At 48.8% G+C, this 21,939-nt stretch carries 18 protein-coding genes; 5 read left to right on the forward strand and 13 right to left on the reverse strand.

Features of this window, described 5'->3' with window-relative positions; translation table 11 throughout:
* Positions 1-8 precede the first annotated feature (8 nt).
* The 3 genes from MYS68_RS11440 to MYS68_RS11450 all read right to left on the reverse strand — a co-directional run bounded on the left by MYS68_RS11440 (position 9) and on the right by MYS68_RS11450 (position 3,262).
* Complete coding sequence (locus MYS68_RS11440; protein WP_275983459.1) at positions 9-851, reverse strand: ABC transporter permease; 843 nt, start codon at positions 849-851, stop codon at positions 9-11.
* A 141-nt stretch (positions 852-992) separates the two neighbouring features.
* Positions 993-2,600, reverse strand: coding sequence for an extracellular solute-binding protein (locus tag MYS68_RS11445; protein ID WP_248925966.1), 1,608 nt, complete (start codon positions 2,598-2,600; stop codon positions 993-995).
* Positions 2,601-2,881: 281 nt separating this feature from the next.
* A complete protein-coding gene (locus MYS68_RS11450; RefSeq protein WP_248925967.1) occupies positions 2,882-3,262 on the reverse strand; it encodes a hypothetical protein in 381 nt (126 codons plus the stop codon).
* 290 nt (positions 3,263-3,552) lie between these two features.
* Between MYS68_RS11450 and MYS68_RS11455 the strand changes: the two genes are divergently transcribed.
* The 3 genes from MYS68_RS11455 to MYS68_RS11465 all read left to right on the forward strand — a co-directional run bounded on the left by MYS68_RS11455 (position 3,553) and on the right by MYS68_RS11465 (position 7,955).
* Positions 3,553-5,367 carry a zinc dependent phospholipase C family protein gene (locus tag MYS68_RS11455; RefSeq protein ID WP_248925968.1) on the forward strand — a complete coding sequence of 605 codons (1,815 nt, stop codon included), beginning with the start codon at positions 3,553-3,555 and terminating at the stop codon, positions 5,365-5,367.
* An 18-nt stretch (positions 5,368-5,385) separates the two neighbouring features.
* Positions 5,386-6,294 (forward strand): hypothetical protein, encoded by a 909-nt coding sequence (locus MYS68_RS11460; RefSeq protein ID WP_248925969.1) that lies wholly within the window; start codon positions 5,386-5,388, stop codon positions 6,292-6,294.
* Positions 6,295-6,479: 185 nt separating this feature from the next.
* On the forward strand, positions 6,480-7,955 hold the full coding sequence (locus MYS68_RS11465; RefSeq protein ID WP_248925970.1) for an HD-GYP domain-containing protein: 1,476 nt from the start codon (positions 6,480-6,482) through the stop codon (positions 7,953-7,955).
* A gap of 78 nt (positions 7,956-8,033) precedes the next feature.
* Here the strand turns inward: MYS68_RS11465 and MYS68_RS11470 are convergent, their stop codons facing one another.
* Genes MYS68_RS11470 through MYS68_RS11490 form a run of 5 tightly spaced genes read right to left on the reverse strand, consistent with a single transcriptional unit; the run spans position 8,034 to position 12,988 of the window.
* Positions 8,034-8,645, reverse strand: coding sequence for an ABC transporter ATP-binding protein (locus MYS68_RS11470; protein ID WP_248925971.1), 612 nt, complete (start codon positions 8,643-8,645; stop codon positions 8,034-8,036).
* Entirely contained in the window at positions 8,635-9,558 is a 924-nt protein-coding gene (locus MYS68_RS11475) for an ABC transporter ATP-binding protein (protein ID WP_248925972.1), read from the reverse strand. Before MYS68_RS11475 ends, MYS68_RS11470 begins: the two co-directional genes overlap by 11 nt.
* A 33-nt stretch (positions 9,559-9,591) precedes the next feature.
* On the reverse strand, positions 9,592-10,437 hold the full coding sequence (locus MYS68_RS11480; RefSeq protein ID WP_248925973.1) for an ABC transporter permease: 846 nt from the start codon (positions 10,435-10,437) through the stop codon (positions 9,592-9,594).
* The gene (locus tag MYS68_RS11485) at positions 10,434-11,423 is read right to left on the reverse strand and encodes an ABC transporter permease (protein ID WP_248925974.1); all 990 of its coding nucleotides are present in this window, start codon (positions 11,421-11,423) and stop codon (positions 10,434-10,436) included. The genes MYS68_RS11480 and MYS68_RS11485 overlap by 4 nt, the downstream gene beginning before the upstream one ends.
* A 20-nt stretch (positions 11,424-11,443) precedes the next feature.
* Positions 11,444-12,988 carry an ABC transporter substrate-binding protein gene (locus MYS68_RS11490; RefSeq protein ID WP_248930881.1) on the reverse strand — a complete coding sequence of 515 codons (1,545 nt, stop codon included), beginning with the start codon at positions 12,986-12,988 and terminating at the stop codon, positions 11,444-11,446.
* 606 nt (positions 12,989-13,594) lie between these two features.
* Between MYS68_RS11490 and MYS68_RS11495 the strand changes: the two genes are divergently transcribed.
* Complete coding sequence (locus MYS68_RS11495) at positions 13,595-13,858, forward strand: GTP-binding protein (protein WP_248930882.1); 264 nt, start codon at positions 13,595-13,597, stop codon at positions 13,856-13,858.
* A 32-nt stretch (positions 13,859-13,890) separates the two neighbouring features.
* Here MYS68_RS11495 and MYS68_RS11500 read toward each other — a convergent pair whose 3' ends face one another.
* From MYS68_RS11500 to MYS68_RS11515, 4 genes are all read right to left on the reverse strand, one after another.
* A complete protein-coding gene (locus MYS68_RS11500) occupies positions 13,891-14,583 on the reverse strand; it encodes a hypothetical protein (RefSeq protein ID WP_248925975.1) in 693 nt (230 codons plus the stop codon).
* Positions 14,584-14,815: 232 nt separating this feature from the next.
* A protein-coding gene (locus MYS68_RS11505) for an IS1182 family transposase (RefSeq protein ID WP_248924449.1) occupies positions 14,816-16,173 on the reverse strand; the annotation gives its coding sequence in 2 pieces (ribosomal slippage) (positions 14,816-15,609 and positions 15,609-16,173; 1,359 coding nt in all).
* A gap of 154 nt (positions 16,174-16,327) precedes the next feature.
* On the reverse strand, positions 16,328-17,653 hold the full coding sequence (gene ltrA / locus MYS68_RS11510) for a group II intron reverse transcriptase/maturase (RefSeq protein WP_248924450.1): 1,326 nt from the start codon (positions 17,651-17,653) through the stop codon (positions 16,328-16,330).
* A 739-nt stretch (positions 17,654-18,392) separates the two neighbouring features.
* Positions 18,393-18,755: a hypothetical protein gene (locus MYS68_RS11515; protein WP_248925976.1), complete on the reverse strand. Its 363-nt coding sequence runs from the start codon at positions 18,753-18,755 to the stop codon at positions 18,393-18,395.
* A 360-nt stretch (positions 18,756-19,115) separates the two neighbouring features.
* On the opposite strand from MYS68_RS11515, the gene MYS68_RS11520 reads away from it, so the two are divergent.
* On the forward strand, positions 19,116-20,165 hold the full coding sequence (locus tag MYS68_RS11520) for a sigma-70 family RNA polymerase sigma factor (RefSeq protein WP_248925977.1): 1,050 nt from the start codon (positions 19,116-19,118) through the stop codon (positions 20,163-20,165).
* 46 nt (positions 20,166-20,211) lie between these two features.
* Here MYS68_RS11520 and cysI read toward each other — a convergent pair whose 3' ends face one another.
* On the reverse strand, positions 20,212-21,930 hold the full coding sequence (gene cysI / locus MYS68_RS11525; RefSeq protein WP_248925978.1) for an assimilatory sulfite reductase (NADPH) hemoprotein subunit: 1,719 nt from the start codon (positions 21,928-21,930) through the stop codon (positions 20,212-20,214).
* Positions 21,931-21,939 lie beyond the last annotated feature (9 nt).

Raw genomic sequence — 21,939 nt, forward strand, 5'->3', positions numbered from 1 at the left:
TCCTCTCGTTACCATAGGCTGGTCTCTGCCTTCTTTCGCGCATACCGGTTAACCAGCAGCAGCAGCGTAAAATTGATAAGCGAATTGAACAGGCCTATGGCTGAACTATAGCCGTAATCCCCCTTTTGTATGCCATTCCGGTAGACGAAGGTTGAGATCACATCGCTTGACGTCATGTTCAAGCTGTTCTGCATCAGCAGTATTTTTTCGAAGCCGACATTCATAAAGTGCCCCACATCCAGAATCATCAGGATGATGATGGTTGGCAGGATGCCCGGGATCGATACGTGCAAAATTCGCCGCATACGCGAGGCGCCGTCCATCTTGGCCGCTTCATACAGCTGCGGGTTGACGCCGCTTAGAGCGGCAACGTAGATGATGGATTGAAAACCCATGTTTTGCCATATATTCGAACCGATCAACAGAGGCTTGAACCAGGCGCCCTCGGTCAGAAAGGGGATCGCTTTTCCCCCTGCCGATTGAATGAAGATGTTTATTATGCCGGTTTTCGGGTCCAGGAACAGCTGGAGCATTCCGACGATGACCACAAGTGAGATGAAATGCGGGATATACGTCACATTCTGCACGATTTTTTTAAAGCGATCACTTTGAATTTCATGGATCAGGATGGCCAAAATAATCGGAACCGGAAAGGCAACCAGCAAAGATAACAAACTGATAGAAGCCGTGTTCCATAATAAATCGAGAAAATAATAAGAAGAAAAGAAACGAGTGAAATTGTCCAAGCCGATCCACTGGCTGTGTAAAATACCTCGGGCCGGATTAAAGTCTTTAAAAGCGATTTGGACTCCGTACATTGGAACATATTGAAAAAGAATATACCATGCCATAGGGAGCAACAACATCAGATACAGGTCATAACGAACGACAATTCGCTTGAGATATTTCCTATGCGGGACGGAAGCCACGCTCTACGGCCCCTTTCCTGGAATTTTACGATCGGGTGTGCCTCAGCCGCACCCGACCCGCGCTTACTTCTTATTGTTTCGGTCAAGCGCGTCTTGATATATTTTCTCTACTTGATCCAGGTTCATCTTCTTCAGCGTTGCGACAAATTCATCCCACTTGTCGAAACTTAACGCTCCGGTAATAAATTTGGCGCTATTCGTGTTCACATAGGAATCGATATCCTGCCGCAGCGTATCCAGCTTCTTGGAGGTCGCTTCATCAAGAAGGGGCGCTCCGTAAATTTGCTTCGGCAAATAAGGGTCGATTTGCTTCTCCGCCTCTTCTACGGCGGGCCGATTAATCGCGGACGAATTGATCTCGTTGACCCACTGGGGCGAGCCCCCGCCCGGCCATGCGGTGAACTGTCCGATCGCAATGCCGGAGCCGCGCGGATCACCGAGAATTTGGTCCGTATATTCCGGTTTGCCGTCCTGCTTATAAGCAAATGTTTGTCCTTCGATACCGTATCTGAAAAAGATCGAGCCCTTATCCCCATAAAAATAATCGATCCACTTCATCGTCTCTTCCGGATGCTTGTTTTTCGATGTGATCGCAAACACTCCGAAGTCGCGCGCTATCGGGCTTGCACTCTGGAGCTGATCGCCGTGCGGCCCCTTTAATGGAGAAATTCCCACAAAATCGTCCTTGAATTTGGCAAACGGATCATTCGCTTGGTTATGGAAATAACCGACATTGCCCGAAGCGATCTTGCCGAGGAATTGCGCGTAGGTCTGAGTCAACGTGTTCGGATCGATCAGCTTTTCCTTATATATCTGATTCAGGAACATCAATTCTTCTTTGTACTTGGGGTCCGTGAACCAGGCACGAACTTTGCCATTCTCTATATTGAGGTTATATCCCATTTGACTGACCAAACCGAACGATCCGCTAAAATTTCCGATCAATGCGGCCAAATCGCTTTCCAGCATCGGGATTTCGTCCTTCTGCCCGTTGCCGTTCGGATCATTGTCGCGAAAAACCCGCAGGACGGTGAGCAATTCGTCCGTCGTTTGCGGTGCTTTCAGATTCAATTTTTTCAGCCAGGCTTGATTGATCCAGTTTTTCTGCGTTAACGCCGCTTTCAGCGTAATGATGGCCGGCAGCGAGTAAATATGTCCGTCCGGAGCGGTAATCGAGCTTTTGATCTCGGGGTATTGCGTCATCAATTTATTGATGTTCGGGGCATGCTTGGCGATCAACCCTTCAAGCGGAATCAGAATTCCGCTCGAGCCGTATTTCACCGATTCCGACGGATCTATACCCGCCTTGTAAAAAGCATCCGGAAGCTCGTTGGAAGCAAACACGAGATTTTTCTTTTCCGCGAACGACTCGTTTGGGACATCCTGCCATTCGATTTTAATATTGGTCATTTTCTCGTATTCCTTGAACACAAGCATATCCTTGTACGGACCGTTCGCCGCCGAACGCTGGGCAAACATCTTGATCGTAATGGGATCCTTCAGCGGGAAGGAAACAGCGGTGCTTGGCTGGTTTTGGTCCGAGGCCGGCGTCCCTCCCTTCGGCGAAGGCGCTGGAACCGCAGCATCCTCGTTCCCGCCGCTGCAAGCGGTCAATACGCCCATTGCCAGCATAGTGCCTATCGATACGGAACCAAATTTTCGAAAGCTCATTTCGTGAACCTCCCTTTTTTTGTAAGTGCTTTTATTGTAACATTCGCCTGGAATATCACGGACTCCAATATTTTTTAAAAGACTCCATGTTTTTGTTATCGCTTTCATAAGGGGAATTAACACATATTTTTAAGCTTTCTGCGTCGAAACGATTGTTTCTGCTCCGTATTAAAAAGTAAAAGACCGGGACTCCTTGCATATCAAGGAATTCCGGTCTATTAATCTGTAAAAATATTTCTCATTACTCATGGGTACATTATTTTACGTAAAAAAGCTCGGGATTATCGAACCGTAATAGATGCACTGCCTTCACAAGAGCCACCGCTGCACTCCAGCATGACTTGAATGGCTTGAACTCCTGAAAAATATTTATATTCCAAATAATCGTATTTATTGGGATTAAATGTACCGCCCACATAACCGAAATCAAGCGTGTTTCCGTTTTCATCCAATATGTACCAGTTGATCGTATCTGCCGAAGAATAGCCCTCCACGTAAAGCTCACGAACTTCGTCGCCGGGAATCAGCTGCGAATAAACGGGTTGTGAATCGTTATTATGATCCATAAAAATGATATCGAAGCCTTTCGCATGAACGGGCAATGCGGCCATAAAAATGGAAGCCGCAATTGTCAAGGAAGTAAGCCAGCGCTTTTTCATCATACATCATCCCTTCTTAAATTTATATTTTTTTGAAAAAATCTCGAATGTTTCTGCTCCTTTCCCCGATCATATAAACGCAATTTTATGGTATCACATTTGAATATGTCAAAATATAGGTTATTTGCGCCTTTTTGCTTTTATTAGTTACTTCCTGTAATTAGCTCCATTAAAACTTATTAATTCCCTTTTTCAACCAGTACTGGTCATAAAATGCACTTTGGTTCATATATTCAATTTTGGCTGTAAAGAAAAGTAATTTCTTTGCGGCAAATGCGACTAGGAGGGTTACAATGCCAGGATCCATCGTTCATTTGATCGTTCAACAGCGTTTAAAACAGACACTGGTCTCTCAAGGGGATACGGTGTTCTCAAAGTTGTTGGGTAACGACCCCGCAAGTCCCTATGCGGCTTTTGGCAGCATTGGGCCGGACTTTCTGTTTTTTTCCGCTAAAGAATACGGAGATGCGCTCAGCGGCTTTGTGAATTCGGTATTTAAAGTGTATGACGCCATTGAACCGATCATTGACTTTTTCGAGGAGACCATAGGACCCGTAGCGGATGCGATCGATGAGGCGGAAAGCTGGGTGGACGACACCATATTCCGGGGATTGTTTAAGCAGCTTGGAGAAACTGCAGACACCATTACGCAGACGGCCCTCATGGCAGTCGCTGCAACAGTCGGTTCCAATGTAGACGCATTTTACGGTTTTTATCCAAAAATTCAGCAAGGGGCGCAGGAAAAAGACTGGTATTGGTTTGACTTTTTGCATTATCGGAGGACGGGTCAATTCTGCAGTAAAATGTGGGAGCTGGCTCAAGGAGACGAGGATCTGCAGCGTTATGTCATCGGGTATGCGAGCCACATTGGCACCGATGTCGTCGGTCATCCGTTTGTGAATGCCATCGTAGGCGGCCCGTACCGTATGCATTGGCATCGGCATAAACTGGTTGAAAACTGGATAGACGCCTATGCCAGAAATATGTATCCGGACAGCGGTACAACCAAAACAAGTCTGAAGCTGGATCCGGCAGAAGATAAGTATGTCGCGAATGCGATTTCCGGCAGCTACTATTCCCGGCTGGTGGAATTTGAAGGGAAGAAACTGCCCGACAAGCTGGCCCAATTGTTAAAGAAAGCGATGCAGGAAACTTACGGAAACATGGAGCATCCCCCATTTCTTGGATCCGAAGATTTAGACAGCACATACCGCTTGTGGCTGAAATGGTTCGAACGCAGCACCCAGATCGGCAGTGTGAGTAAACCGATCCCTGTACCGCCTCCCTATTCATTGATTACCGACCTGCTTAACGAGTACGCAAGCAGCCTTCCTTCGCCTCCGGGAAGTGTTGGGGGCGGCTTCAACATTGCCGGCATTTTCGCTGCCATTCTCGCTTTTCTGGAATATTTGGCGGAAGTTATCGCGAAAACGGTGGAATTTATTCTTACACACCTGAACGATATTCTAACCTTGCCAATCGCCGTTGCCATCGAAACACTGAAATATTTCCTCTATCTCATCCAAAAAGCAATGTATGAATTTTATGAGCAGTTCCGGTTCATGCTCGTATTGGCCGGATATCTATTCCCGGAACCGAACGATTTGAATAAGCAGCCCTATGGCAGAGCGTTTCTCAACACGCGATATGTCTATCTTATCGGAGGCAAACGTTCGAGTTATGGAGATTATCCGTTAAAGCAAGAATCCCACGGCTGGCTGACTCCGGAGCATCATTTGGTTTACCCTCATACCATGCCTGAGCAGCCTTATGCGGAACCTGCACCACAAGTGTTTTTCGGTAAATTTCCGGAAGTATTTATTACAGGAAATTTCCCGTATGATGCATCCATAGAAATGCTGTATACCTGTACGGAGCCCTATGGAAATAACCAGCAAGCGACGCATTTTGTCGATGAACACTCTTGGTCCGGCGGGCAATTCGGCAATGCCGTCGAATTCTCCGCACGGCTAATTAAGGACCGCATGCAAAACCTTCCTAATTTCAATTTGGACGGAGACCGGGGTTACGCCTGGAAAACATGGAGGGCTCTAAGTCCTGAAAATATTGAAACCAATAATCCCGTTCACGTTAAGTATGTGGAATAATGGAAGGAGAGAGAGCTAATGGCTGTTACCAAAGACGGTTTTGATGGCCGAACCTATTTATTTATTCGTACGAATCCTTCCGATACCGGAATGGAGCCGCTTCCTGCCGGGCTTCCCGGTTGGATAAGTCCCGATATCGCCATACTGCACCCGGATGGCACACGCAATGGAGAAGCAAACGCGGGAATCGAGCAAAAAGTTGAAGTTTATGTAAACAATCTGGGCGGCATAACGGCAACGGACGCCTATGTCGAAGTATTCGTGTGCAATCCTTCCACGGTGATCACACCGGCAACCGCAACGTTAATAGGCTCGGCCTTTATTACGGTTCCAGGCTATGGACGGGAATCCGTACAACTGAGCTGGATACCGCAGGAATCGGAAGCCGGGCACCGCTGTCTGATTGCAAGAGTATGTTTGCCGGTGCCTCCGGATACATTCCTCGACGGTTCGGTATTCGACGTTTACGGAGATCGCCACGTTGCCCAACGCAACATCAATATTGTGAAGCTGAACGGCGAAAGCTCAAAAAGCTTTATGTTCACCATCGCAAACCCCGGTAAAGAAAGCGGCCGTTTCTCCATTTCCGCTAATTGGAAAAAAGTTGCCGCGAACGATGTGCCTGTTCAGAGAGCAATTGGCTGTGGATTGGTCAAATTCGCTTCTGTACCGCTTGGCGAGGTGACCGTTCGACTTCAGCCCGGGCGACAACAGCCCCTCCCTACAACAACGCCGATAACCGGTTCCCTACTTGGCTCCGGCACGGCAACCGTTTCATTAAATCCACAGGAAACTGCACAAGCTTCAGTCAATATATCGGTGAACCCGAATGCGGTTCCCGGTGAGCTTCATCTGCTGGAAGTATCGCAATGGGATTTGCTTCAAAGAAAGGTGATCGGCGGTATTTGGTGGGTAATCCAGGCGTAGTAACTTCCTTCTCAACTATATCCGTTTTATGCAGCGGGGCTGTCCCAGAAGCAGGTGATCTGCTCGAGGCGACAGCCTCTTGCTTTTGCCATATCATTTTTGGGTTTGCAGCAGGATTCAGTACCGTCTTTGTCGAATCTTGAACATATTAGTAGAATGTTACCTTATAATGGAAAGTTGGGTTGATGATGCTACGTTCAGCGAGCTATTTAGTCAAAACCATGTATGTAACAACTGTTGTTCTTCTTCTGGGGTATGCGTATCTAATAACGTTTCCTGGACACAGTACCATGTGGGATCTCCCCCGCTTTCACTTTTACGTCATTACTCCGACACTCTTTGCGCTGGCCATCAGTGCCGTTGCCGTTGGCTGGACGGGAATTCGACTTCGGGATATGAATGTGCTCATGCTGGCATTAGCAATCTTATCCCTGAACGGATTTTTTCTCATTCATGGACTTTCGACACCTGGATTCATTATTCCTGACCAACACCACTTGGCAGGTGTCGCTTCACAAGTTGCAATGACAACGTGTGCGGTATGGATTTTCCTGTCGACCTTTCCGTCTGACCACTCCTTTATCCGCTATGTATCGAAGCATCGGAGGAGTGTTGTCGTCGGTTGGGTCGCCATGATCGTCTTGATGAATATCGCGGCTCTTGCTTATCCCGGCATGTCCGATTTTATTCCCATCGATTTGGAGCCATTGAATTATTTGATGGCGTTTCTCACCGTTTTCCTGTATCTTTGGGCCGCCAAGAAATATTTTCAGCAATTTCGGATAGTCAAATTTCCTTTGCATGCGGCTATCGTATTTGGTTCCGTTTTGCTATCCATCACAGAGGTGGTCATGATCACAACCATGATGTGGACATTGGCCTGGTGGCTGTATCATGCAATCCTTGCGGTGTCCGCCCTGTTGCTGTTGTATGGTATTATAGCCCAGTATCGGTCGAACGTATCTATAACTCATACATTACATCAGGTGAAAAGGTATCAAGCTTTGGATCAACTTCGCATCAGCATTTCCGGCAGCATGCAAAATCTGATTGTCGCCACGGAAACGAAAGATGCTTATACGGCGGGTCATAATTACCGTGTAGCCATGTATGGATTGCAGCTGGCCCAGGCCATGAATCTGGATTCCGAACTGCTGCGAGCGCTGGCCCGGGGCGGTCTCATTCACGATGTCGGGAAAATACAGGTTCCTGGCGAGATCCTGAATAAACCGGGAAAGTTGACTTCTGACGAGAGAATCGTGATCGAGCAGCATCCTGTGACAGGTTACGAAATGTGCAAATATATCGGCTTCATGACCGAAGAGTTGTCCGCCATCCGGCACCATCACGAAAAATGGGATGGGACGGGGTACCCGGACAAGCTGAAAGGCGCAGAGATTCCACTGCTCGCAAGAATCCTCGCCATTGCGGACGTATACGATGCGCTGACCTCGCGAAGATCGTATCGCGAACCCTGGCCGCAAGAACGCGCTCTGCAAGTGATTGTCGAGGGCAGCGGCACCCACTTCGACCCCGAATGCGTCTCCGCCTTCGTACAACTATGCGATAAAGGTGAATTGGTTGATCCGCAGGCCATGGAACATTCCTATGAAAGAGTGTTGAGAGCTCAGGGTGCAGCAGCAGCGCGCATATCCGATTGAAAATTGTGCTCTTTTATAGAGAGCCTTCCTATCCCAATAGACCTCAGTCAAAGTCTTGAAGTTGACTTTGACTGAGGTCTATATGCTGCTGGAAGGCCAGTGAATGATGCGACTGCACAGCCGCTGAATCAACTTCATTTCATGGCTAATGACCAATATCCCGATATTCCTCTTCCTGGAAATGTCCAAAACCGCCTGCCAAAGCTGTGCCTGGGTGATCGCGTCCAGCATCGTCGTCATCTCGTCTGCGATTATAAACCTTGTGCCCGGTCCTAATGCTCTGGCTACACAAATGCGCTGCAATTCTCCTCCCGACAACTCGCCGGGCCAGCGTGTCAGCCATGTCCGCTCGATCGACAGAGCTTCTAACATGGAGGCATCAAGCGGGCCCGACTCTTCGAGAATGCGCTTTGCCCGCCACCGGGGATTAACCGCTTTCTCCGGATGCTGCAGCACAAGCTGGACCGGGTGGTACCCGTGCTTGGGGACCGGTAGATCCCCTAAGGTCACTTGCCCCTCATTAGGCACTTCGTACCCGGCAAGGACGCGTGCCAATGTTGTTTTCCCACACCCGCTCGGACCCGTTAGCCCGACAACCTCACCCGGCTGCAAAGAAATGTCGAATCCCTTAAACAGCCACGGGTTGTTCTCATCATATCGATAACCTAAACTTTTTCCTTCAAGATGCATGAATGCACCTCGCCATCCCGCCCCGTACCTCGCGCATTTCAGGCCGATCCATCAGGCATTCGGGCGTCACCTGACCACAGCGCGGCGCGAATAGACATCCGCCGGGCAGTGAGGATGGCTGCGGCGCAGAGCCGGCAATAGGAGCAAAATCGTTTTCGGGCAATGCCCTCCATAGCGCTTTCGTATAGGGATGCCGAAGAGAGTTTCCGTCATCCTTAAAATCTGCCGAAGGCGCGATCTCCAGCGTCGTTCCCGCGTAAAATACCGCGACTTTATCGCATACCGGCAGTACTGAATCTATATCGTGGGTGATGAGCAGCACGGCACAGCCTTTATCCGCCATCTCCCGCAGCTGCTTCAAAGCTTCGTTTAATATTTCGGAATTCAGCCCGGGGGTAGGTTCGTCGGCGACGATCAATTTCGCCTCGCCTACCGCTGCTGTTGACACAAGTACCCGCCGAGCCATTCCGCCGGACAACTGGTATGGATAATAATGTTCGACTTCCGGCGCAAGCCGGTATCGTTCAAACTGTTTGCGCTGCTCGCGGATCGCATCGGAACCGCGAACGGAAGCTCTGACCTGAGCCCCGACCTTCATCAGCGGGTCTAAATAAGTAACTGACTGGGGGATAAACGCTATCTCCTTTCCCCTCAGCATGAGCCGGCGCTCTTCGGTGAGAAGTTCACCGTCGTATCTGATTTCACCCGTTATTGCCGCATTTGGCGGAAGAATACCGAGGATGGCATGCGCGAGCAAACTTTTTCCCGAACCACTCGATCCGATTACCGCTACCAGCTCTCCTTGATCAACGGACAAATCGAGTCCTTGAATGATTTGAACCTTTTTTTGCCTCAGCCCCTTGTCATATTGTGTAAAAACCACCGACAAATCACGTACTTCAAGCAGCGGCATAACCACAATTCCCCTTTCAACCGGCTGACAGCATTATTCATGTGTGTGATGAGGACTGAGCATTAACCTCAGGTTGTCTCCTACAATATCGAAGCACCGCACGACGATCAGCAGGCTGATTCCCGGAAAGAAAGCCAACCACCACATGCCGGTCGATAAATAGCGCATCGACTCGGATAAAATGATGCCGATGGCCGGTTGGTGAGGCGATAACCCAAGACCTAAAAACGTTATCGACGCTTCGTGCAGTATGGCATGGGGAAACAGCAGCAGCAAGCCGACCAGCAGTTGCGGGACAAGATGAGGAAGCATATGTTTGGTGGCGATATACCATCCCGAATGCCCGAGTCGTCTGGATACTTGAACGTAGTCGGCGGATTTAAGCGAAAGGACCTCGGCCCGGATGACCCGGGCCAGACTAGGCCAATGGGTAAAGGCGACGCCGACTATCACCCCTTTTAACCCGCCTCCGCATACAAAAGCTATCAAGATGAGGGAAACCAGATGCGGCACGCTTAGAAATAAATCGATCATCCACGAGATGATCCGGTCCGTTGTTTGTCCCAAGGTGGCCGCCATAAGACCGAGGGTGGAAGCGATGATCACGCTGGATGCCGCCGCTGTCATGCCCACGCCGATGCTTAACGCAAGACCTTTAACGGTACGGGCGAACATATCTCTTCCAAGCCAATCGGTGCCGAATAGATGTTCGAAAGATGGAGCCAAGTTCCGCCCCTCCAACTCGGTAGACAACAGATCGGGACTTAGAAAGTACCCCCCGGCCACGGTTCCTGTCACCAATAATGCCGCGGCCGAAGTCATCCATAACGTTTTGACCCTGCGATTGAAAAGAGAGTCGGATACATGTGCGAATCTCATATGGACCTCCCCCTTCGAAGGCGCGGATCTACCCAGCGGTACACCAGATCGGCAAGAAAGTTTCCGGCAAACACAAACAACGCACTGAACAAGACAGTGCCGAGAAGCAATGGTACATCGCCGCGCAGTCCGGCCTCGATCGTCGCTTGTCCCAAACCGGGGTATGAGAATACTTGTTCCGTTAACACGGCTCCGCCAAACAGTTCGCCAAATGCGGTAAATTGCAGCGTAACGGCAGGCAAAGCGATGTTGCGGAGACCGTGCCGCCAAATGAGCCTGGTCCCGCGCTCTCCCCTGGCCCGGGCAAACAAAACATAGTCGCTTGCCAGCACATCGACCAATTTCTGGCGTGTATGCAGCGCGATCGGGGCGATGCCGACCACACTTAAAGTCAATGCCGGTAAAATCATGTGGTGTATCCGTTCACCCCAAGTCACTTGTTCGGATATGACGCCGGCCGGTACTCCCAGCGCCACCGGGAACCAGTCAAGCCATACGGCAAAAACCATAAGCAGCAGCAGGCCAACCCAAAAAGTGGGCGATGCCGCAACGGTATAACAATACCATTTGACCAAGCGATCCACCCATCTGTCCCGATGCGCAGCGGCGACAACCCCTGCAGTAAAACCGACGATCCCCGATAATAACCACGCAGAGCTCATCAGAGCGATGGAGCTGAAAAACCGCTCCTTTATGACCTCATCGACCGGTTCGCGGTAAATCATGGAAGTTCCCAAATTCCCGTGAATGGCTGCCGAGACCCAGTGAACGAATCTTTCTCCGACCGGTTTGTCCAGCCCCCAATATTCAGTAATCTGCTGCCTCTGCTCCGGGCTCACTTTCATCAAATCTGCCCCTATATAAGCTTGAACGGGGTCGATCGGTGCGTTGCTGACCAGTATGAACGAAACCAAGCTAACGGCAAATAACAAGGTAAGCAGCCGTATCAATTTATTTGCGGTATACCGAATAAGTCGCTTCGCCATGGACGCTTGCCCCGTTCTCCTCACTTCCATTTCCATTCTTCAATATTGTCCGTCACTGGCCAACCGTGACCGTGAGGATGAATAGGTTGTTTTCCGATATCCAAATTGTTTTTAACCAGATACAGATGGTCAATGTTGACGAGCCAAGCCCATGGAGCGTCCCCTAATGCGCTGAATCCCGTATCGCCGTCCCATTGCGCTTTCTTCCAATAGTCCAGAGCTTCTTCCTCGCTTCCGGACTTCAAAGCTTTCTCCATCCATTCGTCGACCTTCGGGTTGCCGTAATAACCCGGATTGTAGTAATCGACTCCCCGGTATTTCGTGCTGTACAAATTATACATTTCGAGCGGGTCGTGGCTCCCCCAGCCAAACATGACTGCATTCGAATGCATCATTGTTTTGATATCGTCCCAGCTCTTGCCTTCCACATTCATTTTAATGCCAAGCGGCTTGATCATATCGGAAACGGCAAGAGCCAGAGACTGTCGGGTCAAATCGCCTGCCGGATAGATGAGATTAAACTGTCCTCGGAGAGTACCTTTTTCCACGATACCGTCGCCATCATTGTCTTTCCAACCGCCATCCGCAAGTATTTTCTTTCCCAGCTCCAAGTTCGCATCTTCCGCGGTTGTTTTAGGATTCCACCAAGGCAGACCGTCGCTCGAGGAATATGCAGGAGTGCCGTATCCATCCAACACCCCTTTAACCAGAGCCTTTCGATCAACAGCGGCGTTGATCGCTTTGCGTACAAATATATCCGACGTTACATCATTGCCGATCGGATACCCTTCCTTGGTCTTTTGCCCGGAACTTATGTATGGAAACACGATGCCTCGGTTATCAACGGTTTTCAGAGACTCTAACCGCATGCCGTTCACCGCTTGCTTGCTGAATGCGGTAGGAATGTAAGATATATCCACTTTCCCGGCTTTTGCGGCGGCGAAGGCTGCATCTTCACTTAAGAAAAGCAGGGTAAGTTTTTTAAAATAAGGCTTTTTCCCGTAATACTCCGGGTTGGCCTCAACGATAACCTGCTGCCCTCTATCCCACTGGATGAGCTTGAAAGGACCCGAACCGACCGGTTTTTGAGCGTAATCCTTGCCATACGCATGTTTAGGTACAATTCCAAGAGTTGTCAGTATCGACAAAAAAGTCGACTGCGGTTCTTTCAGTGCAAATGTAATCGTATTCTCGTCGACCGCCTCCGCTGATTTCATGTTCGTGAGATCGATTACGGATCCGTTCTTGGCGGCTGTGTTAAATGTAAACTCGACATCCGCGGAAGTAACCGGTTTACCGTCGGAAAATTTGGCGTCTTTGCGAAGCTTTACCGTCCAAACCGTCCGATCGTTGCTCACTTCGTATCCCGTCGCCAAATCATTGACGATCTTTAGGTCGTGGTCCCTTTTTAGCAGGGTGCTTTGGAATAATGGCGCTCCGTAACGCCCCCACCCTGTAGTAGGATCAAAACCTGCTTCCGGCTCCGATCCGACGGCCAGAACAAGTTCGTTCTTCGATCCATCGGTATCTTGTTTTTTTGCGGATGTACATCCTGAAATGACCATAGAAAAAACGAGGACTGAAACAAATCCTTTACACCATCGCCTACTCAAACAAGCTCCCCCTTCGTCTTTAATTTGGTGACACGAATAATGATTTTTGTGTTACGTAAAAGAGCAAAAAAAATATAGGTTCGTGTTACGTTTTATATAAAATGTAACACAGATGCATCGATTTGTGAATCATTTTCTGAAAATGGGATCAAGCTCTTGTCATTGATTTTGACAAGAACTTGATCAATTATGCCGTCCGCAACGATCTATTTGGAGTTATGGATTATTGTTCAGCAGGTGCTTTGAAACGGAAGAGATGTACGCCTGCTCGTACTCATACTGCATTCGATAGGCGAAGCTATTCATATCAATCCCGATTAAAACAAACTTCGTGCTTCGGTCTCCGTTTCTACCATCCACTCCGCCAGTCGGCCGGGGTGAAACGGTCTCCGGCGCTCAAAGTGCTCGGCATAGATGCATTTGACTTGCAAAAAAAAGCTTGAACTGGAGCCCGGCTTCCTTGAAGAAGAGGACCATGATCATGACGATGATGTAACGTCCATCGTATTGCAGGAAGAACAACCGTAAGATCTGAACAAGCTGGAGAGATTTTTGGGTGTGTGGCTCTCCGAGCACGGCGCCGATACATTCCGTTATAAAGGGGCTTTAAACATTAAAGGCGTAAAACAGCGGGTCGTTTTCCAAGGCATACATATGCTGTTTGACTCCACTGCGGATCGGGAATGGAAGCCGGGGGAAGCAAAACGCAGCGAATTCGTGGTCATCGGACGCAATTTGGATGAAGCTTGGTTCAAAAGCAGTTTGCCGGCTGCATCGCCGTATGAATGTCTCCTCTGTACAGAAGGCAGCCTTCTATGCTAACGATAATCTTGAATATATCGGTTGAGCCCTGATCAGGGCTCTTTTCTGGCTTTGGTTGCATTCTTCGCCTTTTTCCGCAGGGCTGTCCTTCTGACAAATCGAAGCACCCGGCTCACCTGATTATAAGAAACGATAAAATTGCCCGCACTGTTTCCTAGCCCAAACAAACCGAAATTCCGAGGATTCAATCGAATCTCGTAGTTGAACAACTCATCTGCACCGGGTTCGAGCGTGCGAACGCGAAGCCGCTTCCCGGCGCCTCCGCCTCGTACCGAAATCGCCGTCCTTTCGGGCAAAAAATAGCCAAGCCTTTCTTTTAGTCCATTGCCGATTCCGATCAGATCCGCGTTCAGCGTATTGTCGGGAATCACCCTTATGTTTTCCGTCGAAGTCGGTTTTCTGCGAATTCGGATTGTTTTCGTACCGCTGTTGTAAACGAGCAAGTATCTGGCTCCGTTCACCAGCCTCAATCGGCGGGCAAGTGCAGCTCCCGTAGTGAAAGCATTGTAATTGCATTCGAAAGTCCCCAATGGTTCACGAATAACCGCGTTTTGCCGCACATCCCCCCGAATCCATGTTACCCGCGTGCCGTCCGGAATAGCCTCTACGTCAAAGCTTGTTCGCGGGCTTCCTCCGCATTGTTCGAACTGGATGTCGCTTCGATTCTCCTTTGCCCGAAAAAAATCGATCCCGCCTTGCACAATGCGCTGCGCATGTTTTTTCAAACCACCCACACTCCCAGGTTTTGTTGATGAATTATGCTATGAACCTGCATTGCAAAATGCATCATGTCCATAAGAATCGCATCCCATCAACCCTATTCGGGCGTTGCGTGGAAAGAAGAAACCCCGATTCTTCAAAAAAGAATCGGGGTCAGATTGTTGACAAAGCCCCGGTTTTTCGGGGCTTTTGTAGGATCATTTTTTGAATTTAGCCCTAAAAATAGAAGATCGCCTCTTATCCGGCCCTTTTAGCCAGGATATTGGCGATCTTTTTAATGTTTTGACATAGTGCAGTCAGTAATGCTTGCTGCTGCACTTTGTTTCGGCCGCGGAACCGGCAGTAGCGAAGCCCATGGAGCTCTTTGGCATCCGCGAAGCTTCGCTCAATCGTCTGGTATCGTAAGCGGTAGAGATATTTGCCGGACTTGCTTCTACCGTTTTGTTTTACCCACTCTTTACTATCCTGCCATACATGCCTGGTGATGACTTTTTGGTGATTCCGGGACCGGGTACATTCTTTGAGCATGGGGCAGTTCGCACAATGATTCGGATCCGACTTATACTGTCTGTAGCCTTCGCGATCCGTTGTCGTATATTTCAATTCGTGTTTTTGTGGACATATATACACATTGTTCTCCGCATCATACTTAAATCGCCACTTAGCCATTAATCCTTTAACTGGGGTAAAGGCTCTACCTCCGATGACCGCGTATATTTTCTTGTCTTGAAGCTTTTTGCAAATGTGCGACGTGAAGTAACCTGCATCCAGTGCGACGGCTTCCAGTGTTTTTTCGAATTTAAACTTCTTGATGATATGTTCCAAACGCTCTATGTAAGGGACAGAATCGTGAACATTGCCGGCAGTGACGTGGACATCCATGATGATGTTGTATTTGTGGTCGACGGTCCGATGATCGAGATAGAAAAAGCCTTCCGGCTTACCGTCCCGCACCATATAACCGCTCTCCGGATCGGTTGTGCTTACCTTCGTTAGTTTGGTTTCTTCCACCTCCTCTCGTGGCTTTAAAGCTTTTTTCCATGAGCCTCGCGATCGGCACGAATTGCTTCGTCCAGTTCTTCCATGTAGGCCTTCGTACTCTTGGTTACTTCCTCTTGAACAAACTTTCGTTTATTCGCATTGGCCTTAAGATGAGTTGAGTCGGTGATAAGTACCCGACCGGCAACGAGACGATGTTGAATAGCAAGCAGAACGACCCGGTCGAAGATTTGTTGAAGTACATCGCCTTCTTGAAGACGTTCACGAAAGTAGCTAAGGGTGCTATGATCCGGCACGCGATCCTTGAGCCCAAGCCCCAGAAACCATCGATAAGCATTATTAGAGAAAACCTCTCTTTCCAACCGTCGTTCGGAGCGAATGCCGTCAAGATACCCGATCAATAGCATCTTGAAAAGCATGATGGGATCTGCCGAGGGACGTCCATTATCCTCGCAGTAATAAGGACGGACTAAGTCGAGAATAAAGGAAAAGTCGATATGCTTATGTACTTTACGAAGAGGATGATCTGGATGAACCAGTTCCTCGATACACACCAATTCATATTCATTTTGGACATTCGGATTAGAGCGAAGCATAGGATCCACCGCCTTAAGAGTATATTTACATTATAACATATTAACGCGGTAATTTGTTAAAGATATTGAACGAAAATCGAGTAGGCCCATGAATGAATTCATGGGCCTCTCACAGAACCGGACGTGCGGGTCATCGCATCCGGCTCCTCCGCGCTTATCCCCGCTGGGGATGATGTTCATTATAGATGTCTACGAGAAAAACGAGACCTCTTTCTCTGAACCAATCGTTTGGCATTGCAACACTGGCTGGCTTGGATAGCGAGCTTCTCCATGCGAACATACGCATCTTGGGAAGCTCTCCCCTCCACTTATTCTTTCTTAGTGCCCTGTAGAAGTTCTTCGGCTTTTTCCAGCTCCGCAACTGTACCATCCGGAGCCTTCTCCTTATCCATGCATCGTACTCTCTCATCAGACTTCCTACGTTGCCCCAGCCAAAATAGCTACCCCATCCACGTAAATATGGATTCAACTTCTTTCGGATCAGCTGTTCCACATTCACCGTTTGGTTCCGCCGCGTAATTGCTTTCACGCGTTCTTTAAATTTCTGTTTGGCTTTCGAGGATGGAGTAACCCAAAATCCCGGTTTAAACTCATGACCTAGGAACATAAAGGACTGTTCCAAGTTGTTCACGATCTTGGTTTTCTCCGGGTGTACTTTGAGCCCAAGCTCTTGTTCCAGTAGACGAATAACACCTTGGAGTACCCTCTCTGCCCCCTTTTGGGATTTGCAGCAGATCACAAAATCATCGGCGTACCGTGTTATACGGTGCTTCCGTTCAGTCATGAGCTTATCCAGCGGGTTTAGGTAGATATTCGCCAAAAGCGGACTAATAACCCCACCCTGTGGACTTCCTTGCTCGTTCAGGTGAAAACTTCCGTTCTCCATGACTCCGGACTTTAAGAAGCTTTCTATGAGCTTTAGGACACTACCATCCACCACTTCTTCCTTGACGGCCTTAAGCAACTTGTCATGTGGAATGAGATCGAAATACGATTTCAGGTCGGCGTCGATCACATAAACGTATCCATCCATGAGATCTTTCCGAATGTTCTCCAGCGCCATGTGTGCACTGCGTCCCGGGCGAAACCCAAAACTACACTCCATAAATGTCGCCTCGTAAATCGGTTCGAGGATTCGGCGGGTCGCCGCCTGTACTACGCGATCGCGAATTGCGGGTATCCCGAGCGGCCTTTGACCCCCATTTTCCTTGGAAATGTACATGCGCCTGACCGGCATCGGCTTGTATGCCTTCGCCCGCAGCTCCTGCTGAAGCGTTCTTAAGTTACGCTCCAGTTCACTCTCGAATACCTTTATGGTCACTCCGTCTACTCCCGCTGCTCCCCGGTTGCGCTTGACCTCCCGGAATGCCTCCTCAAGGTTCGGCATCGCCCATATCTTGTCGATGAGGCTGTGCCATCTGCGTTTTCTCGGGACTTCTACTCCCTCACGAAAGCCTACCTCTCCTTTTCCTTCCTTCATGTCTCGTGTTCCTTCCCTTTCAGTTTCCGGACGTATAGCTAATCTTTCAGCCTTTCCGGTTCCCCTTCGGTACTCCGCCCCAGACGGCCTACCCTTTTGTTCAGCCCCGGCTCTTCGCTCTTCTTGGCTCCCCGGCTTCTGTCTGGCACATGACGGCTTCCTAGGTGGTTATGCTTTTCTTCCACGGTTCCGGGCTTCGCACCAAGTCTTTGCCTTTTGGGTCTAAGCTTGCACCGACAACGTTGGTGTCGGTTCACTTGCCATTGCGGCTTTTCCGGCAAGCTTTCTCACTACTATCCCTTCGTATGACTGCTCACCATCCATCATTCTGTCTTAGCCCTATAAGCCTTGAAAAGAGTTTACCGCTATGCGGAAGACGATAAGCCCTCCTTGGGTCACGTCATCGTCTTTCCCCCGAATCCAGTCCTCCTAACTTTCGAAGCCTATGGTGGTATAGGACGTCCCCTTCTCTTGCAGGGTTATCCGGCTTCGCCAGCCAACATGGTTCATGCCGCCTGTTCCGGGTTTTGCCTTCTGATCCTCCGCACCCTCCCTTACGGCCAGAGCACTACCAGTCGGCTATGCGCTTCCGCCACCCCGCGGTGCGCTCGGGACTTTCACCCGTTAGTACGATGCGCTGCCAAGCGCACAAGTAGCCTGTTGGGTTTTTCAACAGGCTGACCCCGATTCTTCAAAAATGAATCGGGGTCTTTTTCCTTAGACTGAAATGAAACGATTGTTAAATCCGAACAACGTAGGCTTCCACGTCCTCCGGAATCAATCGGGTAGCTACCAAATCGCCGTTGGCATTTCTGACACGCAGCGTATAAGACACTGTTGTTAAAGTAGCAATATTGAATCTTGCGACGCCGAAATCATCGAAGTTTGCTGTCATCGTAACTCCGGGTCTTGTTACAGTTGCCGTCCAATTCGTTGTTTCACGGGGGACGCCGTTATTATTCGTAACGATGATATGAAGGTTGCCCAGCGTTTGGAGAGCTCGTTTCTTCTTTTTGACAACTTTTCTGACTTTTTTCATCAGCACCTTTTTGATCAATGCTTTTTGCGCGGAGGACAGTTGAGCACGGGCACGAATCGCCATAAGTTTCACCTCCTTCGCTTTCAGGATGATACAGTAAATGTACAAGACGCAACGATTGACTGTCTATTTACCTATTTTTCTATGAAAAGGCTGTAATCACGATAAATGATAGTTTGAAACCGGCAGTGCCCCATATTTGTACAATTTGTGTCTCTGTAGATACTGTTACTCATATCTGCGTGAAATGAGCGGGTTTGCCGCGTCCTTCGCCCTTTTCAACGCCGCCAAAGGACTTCGTTGCGATCCGTCAATCGCATCGTGGCCGTCCTGCGATGCTACAAATATATAATTTTCCTTTGAAATTATGTTAATATTCGGTATTCTTGTTAATAGGAAATTATAGCGATAAGGGAGATTACTTTGACCACACTTGCATTAGATATCCAACAATGGAAAAATATATGTAAAAACGAATTTGAGATGGATCCTAATGATGTTCCTGTCCCTCAAAATAGGCTCACGAAAACAGAACTAAATAGAAAACGATCTCAGCTGGATGAATTTTTATCCGGCAACAGCCGCTTTACCGAGTATATTGTTGGCGAAGTCAAGGACACTCCTTTTTTACTGGCGATTACTGACCATAAGGGCTTTCTTCTAAAAATGTATTGTGATACTACCATGGGAAATTTAATCCATAAAATGGGAATAACGGAAGGCGTGCAGTTCAGAGAGCAGGATGCCGGAATCAACTCGATATCTATGTCTGTTCGCTTTCAAGAGGCGGTCAAAATAACGGGGAATGAACATTTTCATTATTGCCTTCAAGATAAATCCTGTTTTTCCATCCCTTTGCGGTTATCGCATAAGGAAATTGGGACATTTTCAATTATGACGTTCGCTGAACATATGGGTAATAATCTTTTACAGTTGATAACTTCTTCCGTTAAAAAGGCGGAACAAATCAGAACCACTCATGAATTTTACGAGTTATATAATCATGACGTTTATCGTTATTTATGTTATTTGACAAAAGATAAAGAGATTGCCAAGGATCTGAGCCAACAAACTTTTTTATCCATCTTTAATGGAATAGAGTCCTTTAAACAGGAAAGCTCTCCAAAATCATGGATCTATCGGATTGCACATAATACATTTGTATCCTGGTATCGAAAAGAACGTAAACTGAAAACCCTTCATTTGGACGAACATGCCCAATTTATACAAACGCAATTTCATGAACCGCATCGATATGCGGAAATTCAATGGCAGCTAAATGAAGTTATAGAACATATATCAAAGCTGAAACCGGATTATCAGGAAGTCATTTACTTACGGGAGTTTAAGCAATTAAGTTATCAGGAAATTTCCGACTGCACGGGTTGGTCTAATTCAAATATAAAAACCATGTTGTATCGGGCTAGAAATAAACTAAAAATATTAATTGAGAAAGCAAACATCCGCAAGTGATAAAAGAGCCGCGGCAGGATTCCTGCCGTGGCTCTTTAAACGAACGTTAATCATGGAAATTGGTACCGTCTGTTGTCGCGGCGATAATGCCTGTGCGAATGACGAAATCGCCGAAGTGCTCCCCGCTTTCCCTTTCTTTCGCATACCGGGGTAGCAGCAAACGAAGTTCACGGAGAATTTCTTCCTCTCCGATATTTTCCCGGTACATCTTGCTTAACCGGCTGCCGTCAAATGCAGCGCCCAGATACATATTGTATTTGCCCGGTGCTTTTCCGATAAAACCGATCTCAGAGAGTGCATGGCGTGCGCAGCCGTTCGGGCAACCTGTCATCCGAATCGTAATTTCCTCATCCCGCAGCCCATTCTCGTCCAAAATCTCCTCGATTTTGTCGATCAGCACGGGCAGGTAACGCTCGGCTTCGGCCATGGCCAGACCGCAGGTAGGCAGCGCCACACAGGCCATCGAGCTGCGGCGGAGCCCGGAATGACGTTTGCCATCGTGCAGTCCGTAGCGTTCAAGCAGCTCGGTAATCTCCGCTTTCTTTTGTGGCGACACATTGGCGATGATCAGGTTCTGGTTGGCGGTTAAACGGAAATCGCCGGTATGAACCTTGGCAATTTCCCGCAAGCCCGTCATCAATGGATAACCTTCGTAGTCCGTAACGCGGCCGCCCTGGATGAACATCGTAAAATGCCACTTATCGCCTACGCCCTGCACCCAGCCGTACCGGTCTCCGTTATCGTTAAAGTGATACGGCTTGGCCTCGCCTAACCTCCAGCCCAGACGGCGTTCCAGCTCCTCCTTGACCGTCTCCAGCCCGAGCCGGTCCACCGTATATTTGAAACGGGCGTTTTTGCGCTGCGAACGGTTGCCGTAGTCGCGCTGAATCGTGATGACTTTCTCGGCAACGTCGTAAATTTGCTCCGGCTTGCAAAAGCCGATCACTTTGGCCAGCTGCGGATACGTCTCCTTGTCGCCGTGCGACATCCCCATCCCGCCGCCGATCGCAACGTTGAAGCCTGTGAGCCGCCCATCCTCGACAATCGCAATAAATCCCAAATCCTGCGAATAGACGTCGACGTCATTGGACGGCGGAACGGCAATGCCGATTTTAAATTTCCGCGGCAAATAAAGCGGTCCGTACATCGGTTCGATCTCTTCCTGCTCCGGAGTCGACGCAACGATTTCCTCATCAAGCCACAGTTCGTGATAAGCTCTCGTCCGCGGCAGCAAATCGTTGCTTAACCGCTTCGCCCATTCGTACACCTCGGCATGAATTTCCGATTGATACGGATTGGGGTTGCACATGACATTCCGGTTCACATCACCGCACGCGGCAATCGTATCGAGCAGCGCCTGATGGATGGATTGGATCGTTTTTTTCATATTCCATTTCAAAATCCCATGCATCTGGAACGTCTGGCGCGTCGTGAGCTTTAAGGTGCCGTTCCCGTATTTCCGGGCCAGCTCATCCATCACGAGCCACTGCCCGGGTTGAGCGACGCCGCCCGGCATCCGTACGCGCAGCATGAATTGATAGGCAGGCTCAAGCTTCTGCTTCTGCCTTTCGTTTCGAAGATCGCGGTCGTCCTGGAGGTAGCTGCCATGAAACTTCATCAGTCGGTTATCGTCATCCGGAATGCCGGCACTGAGCGGTCCCAGCATCGATTCGGCCAAGGTGCCCCGCAAATAATTGCTTTCGAGCTTAATGCGCTCTACATCACTTGGTGGCCCTTCCGGCGCGGTTAATTTTGTATTTGCCATACTAAGTCG

This window comes from Paenibacillus hamazuiensis (assembly GCF_023276405.1).
GTDB lineage: Bacteria > Bacillota > Bacilli > Paenibacillales > NBRC-103111 > Paenibacillus_AF > Paenibacillus_AF hamazuiensis.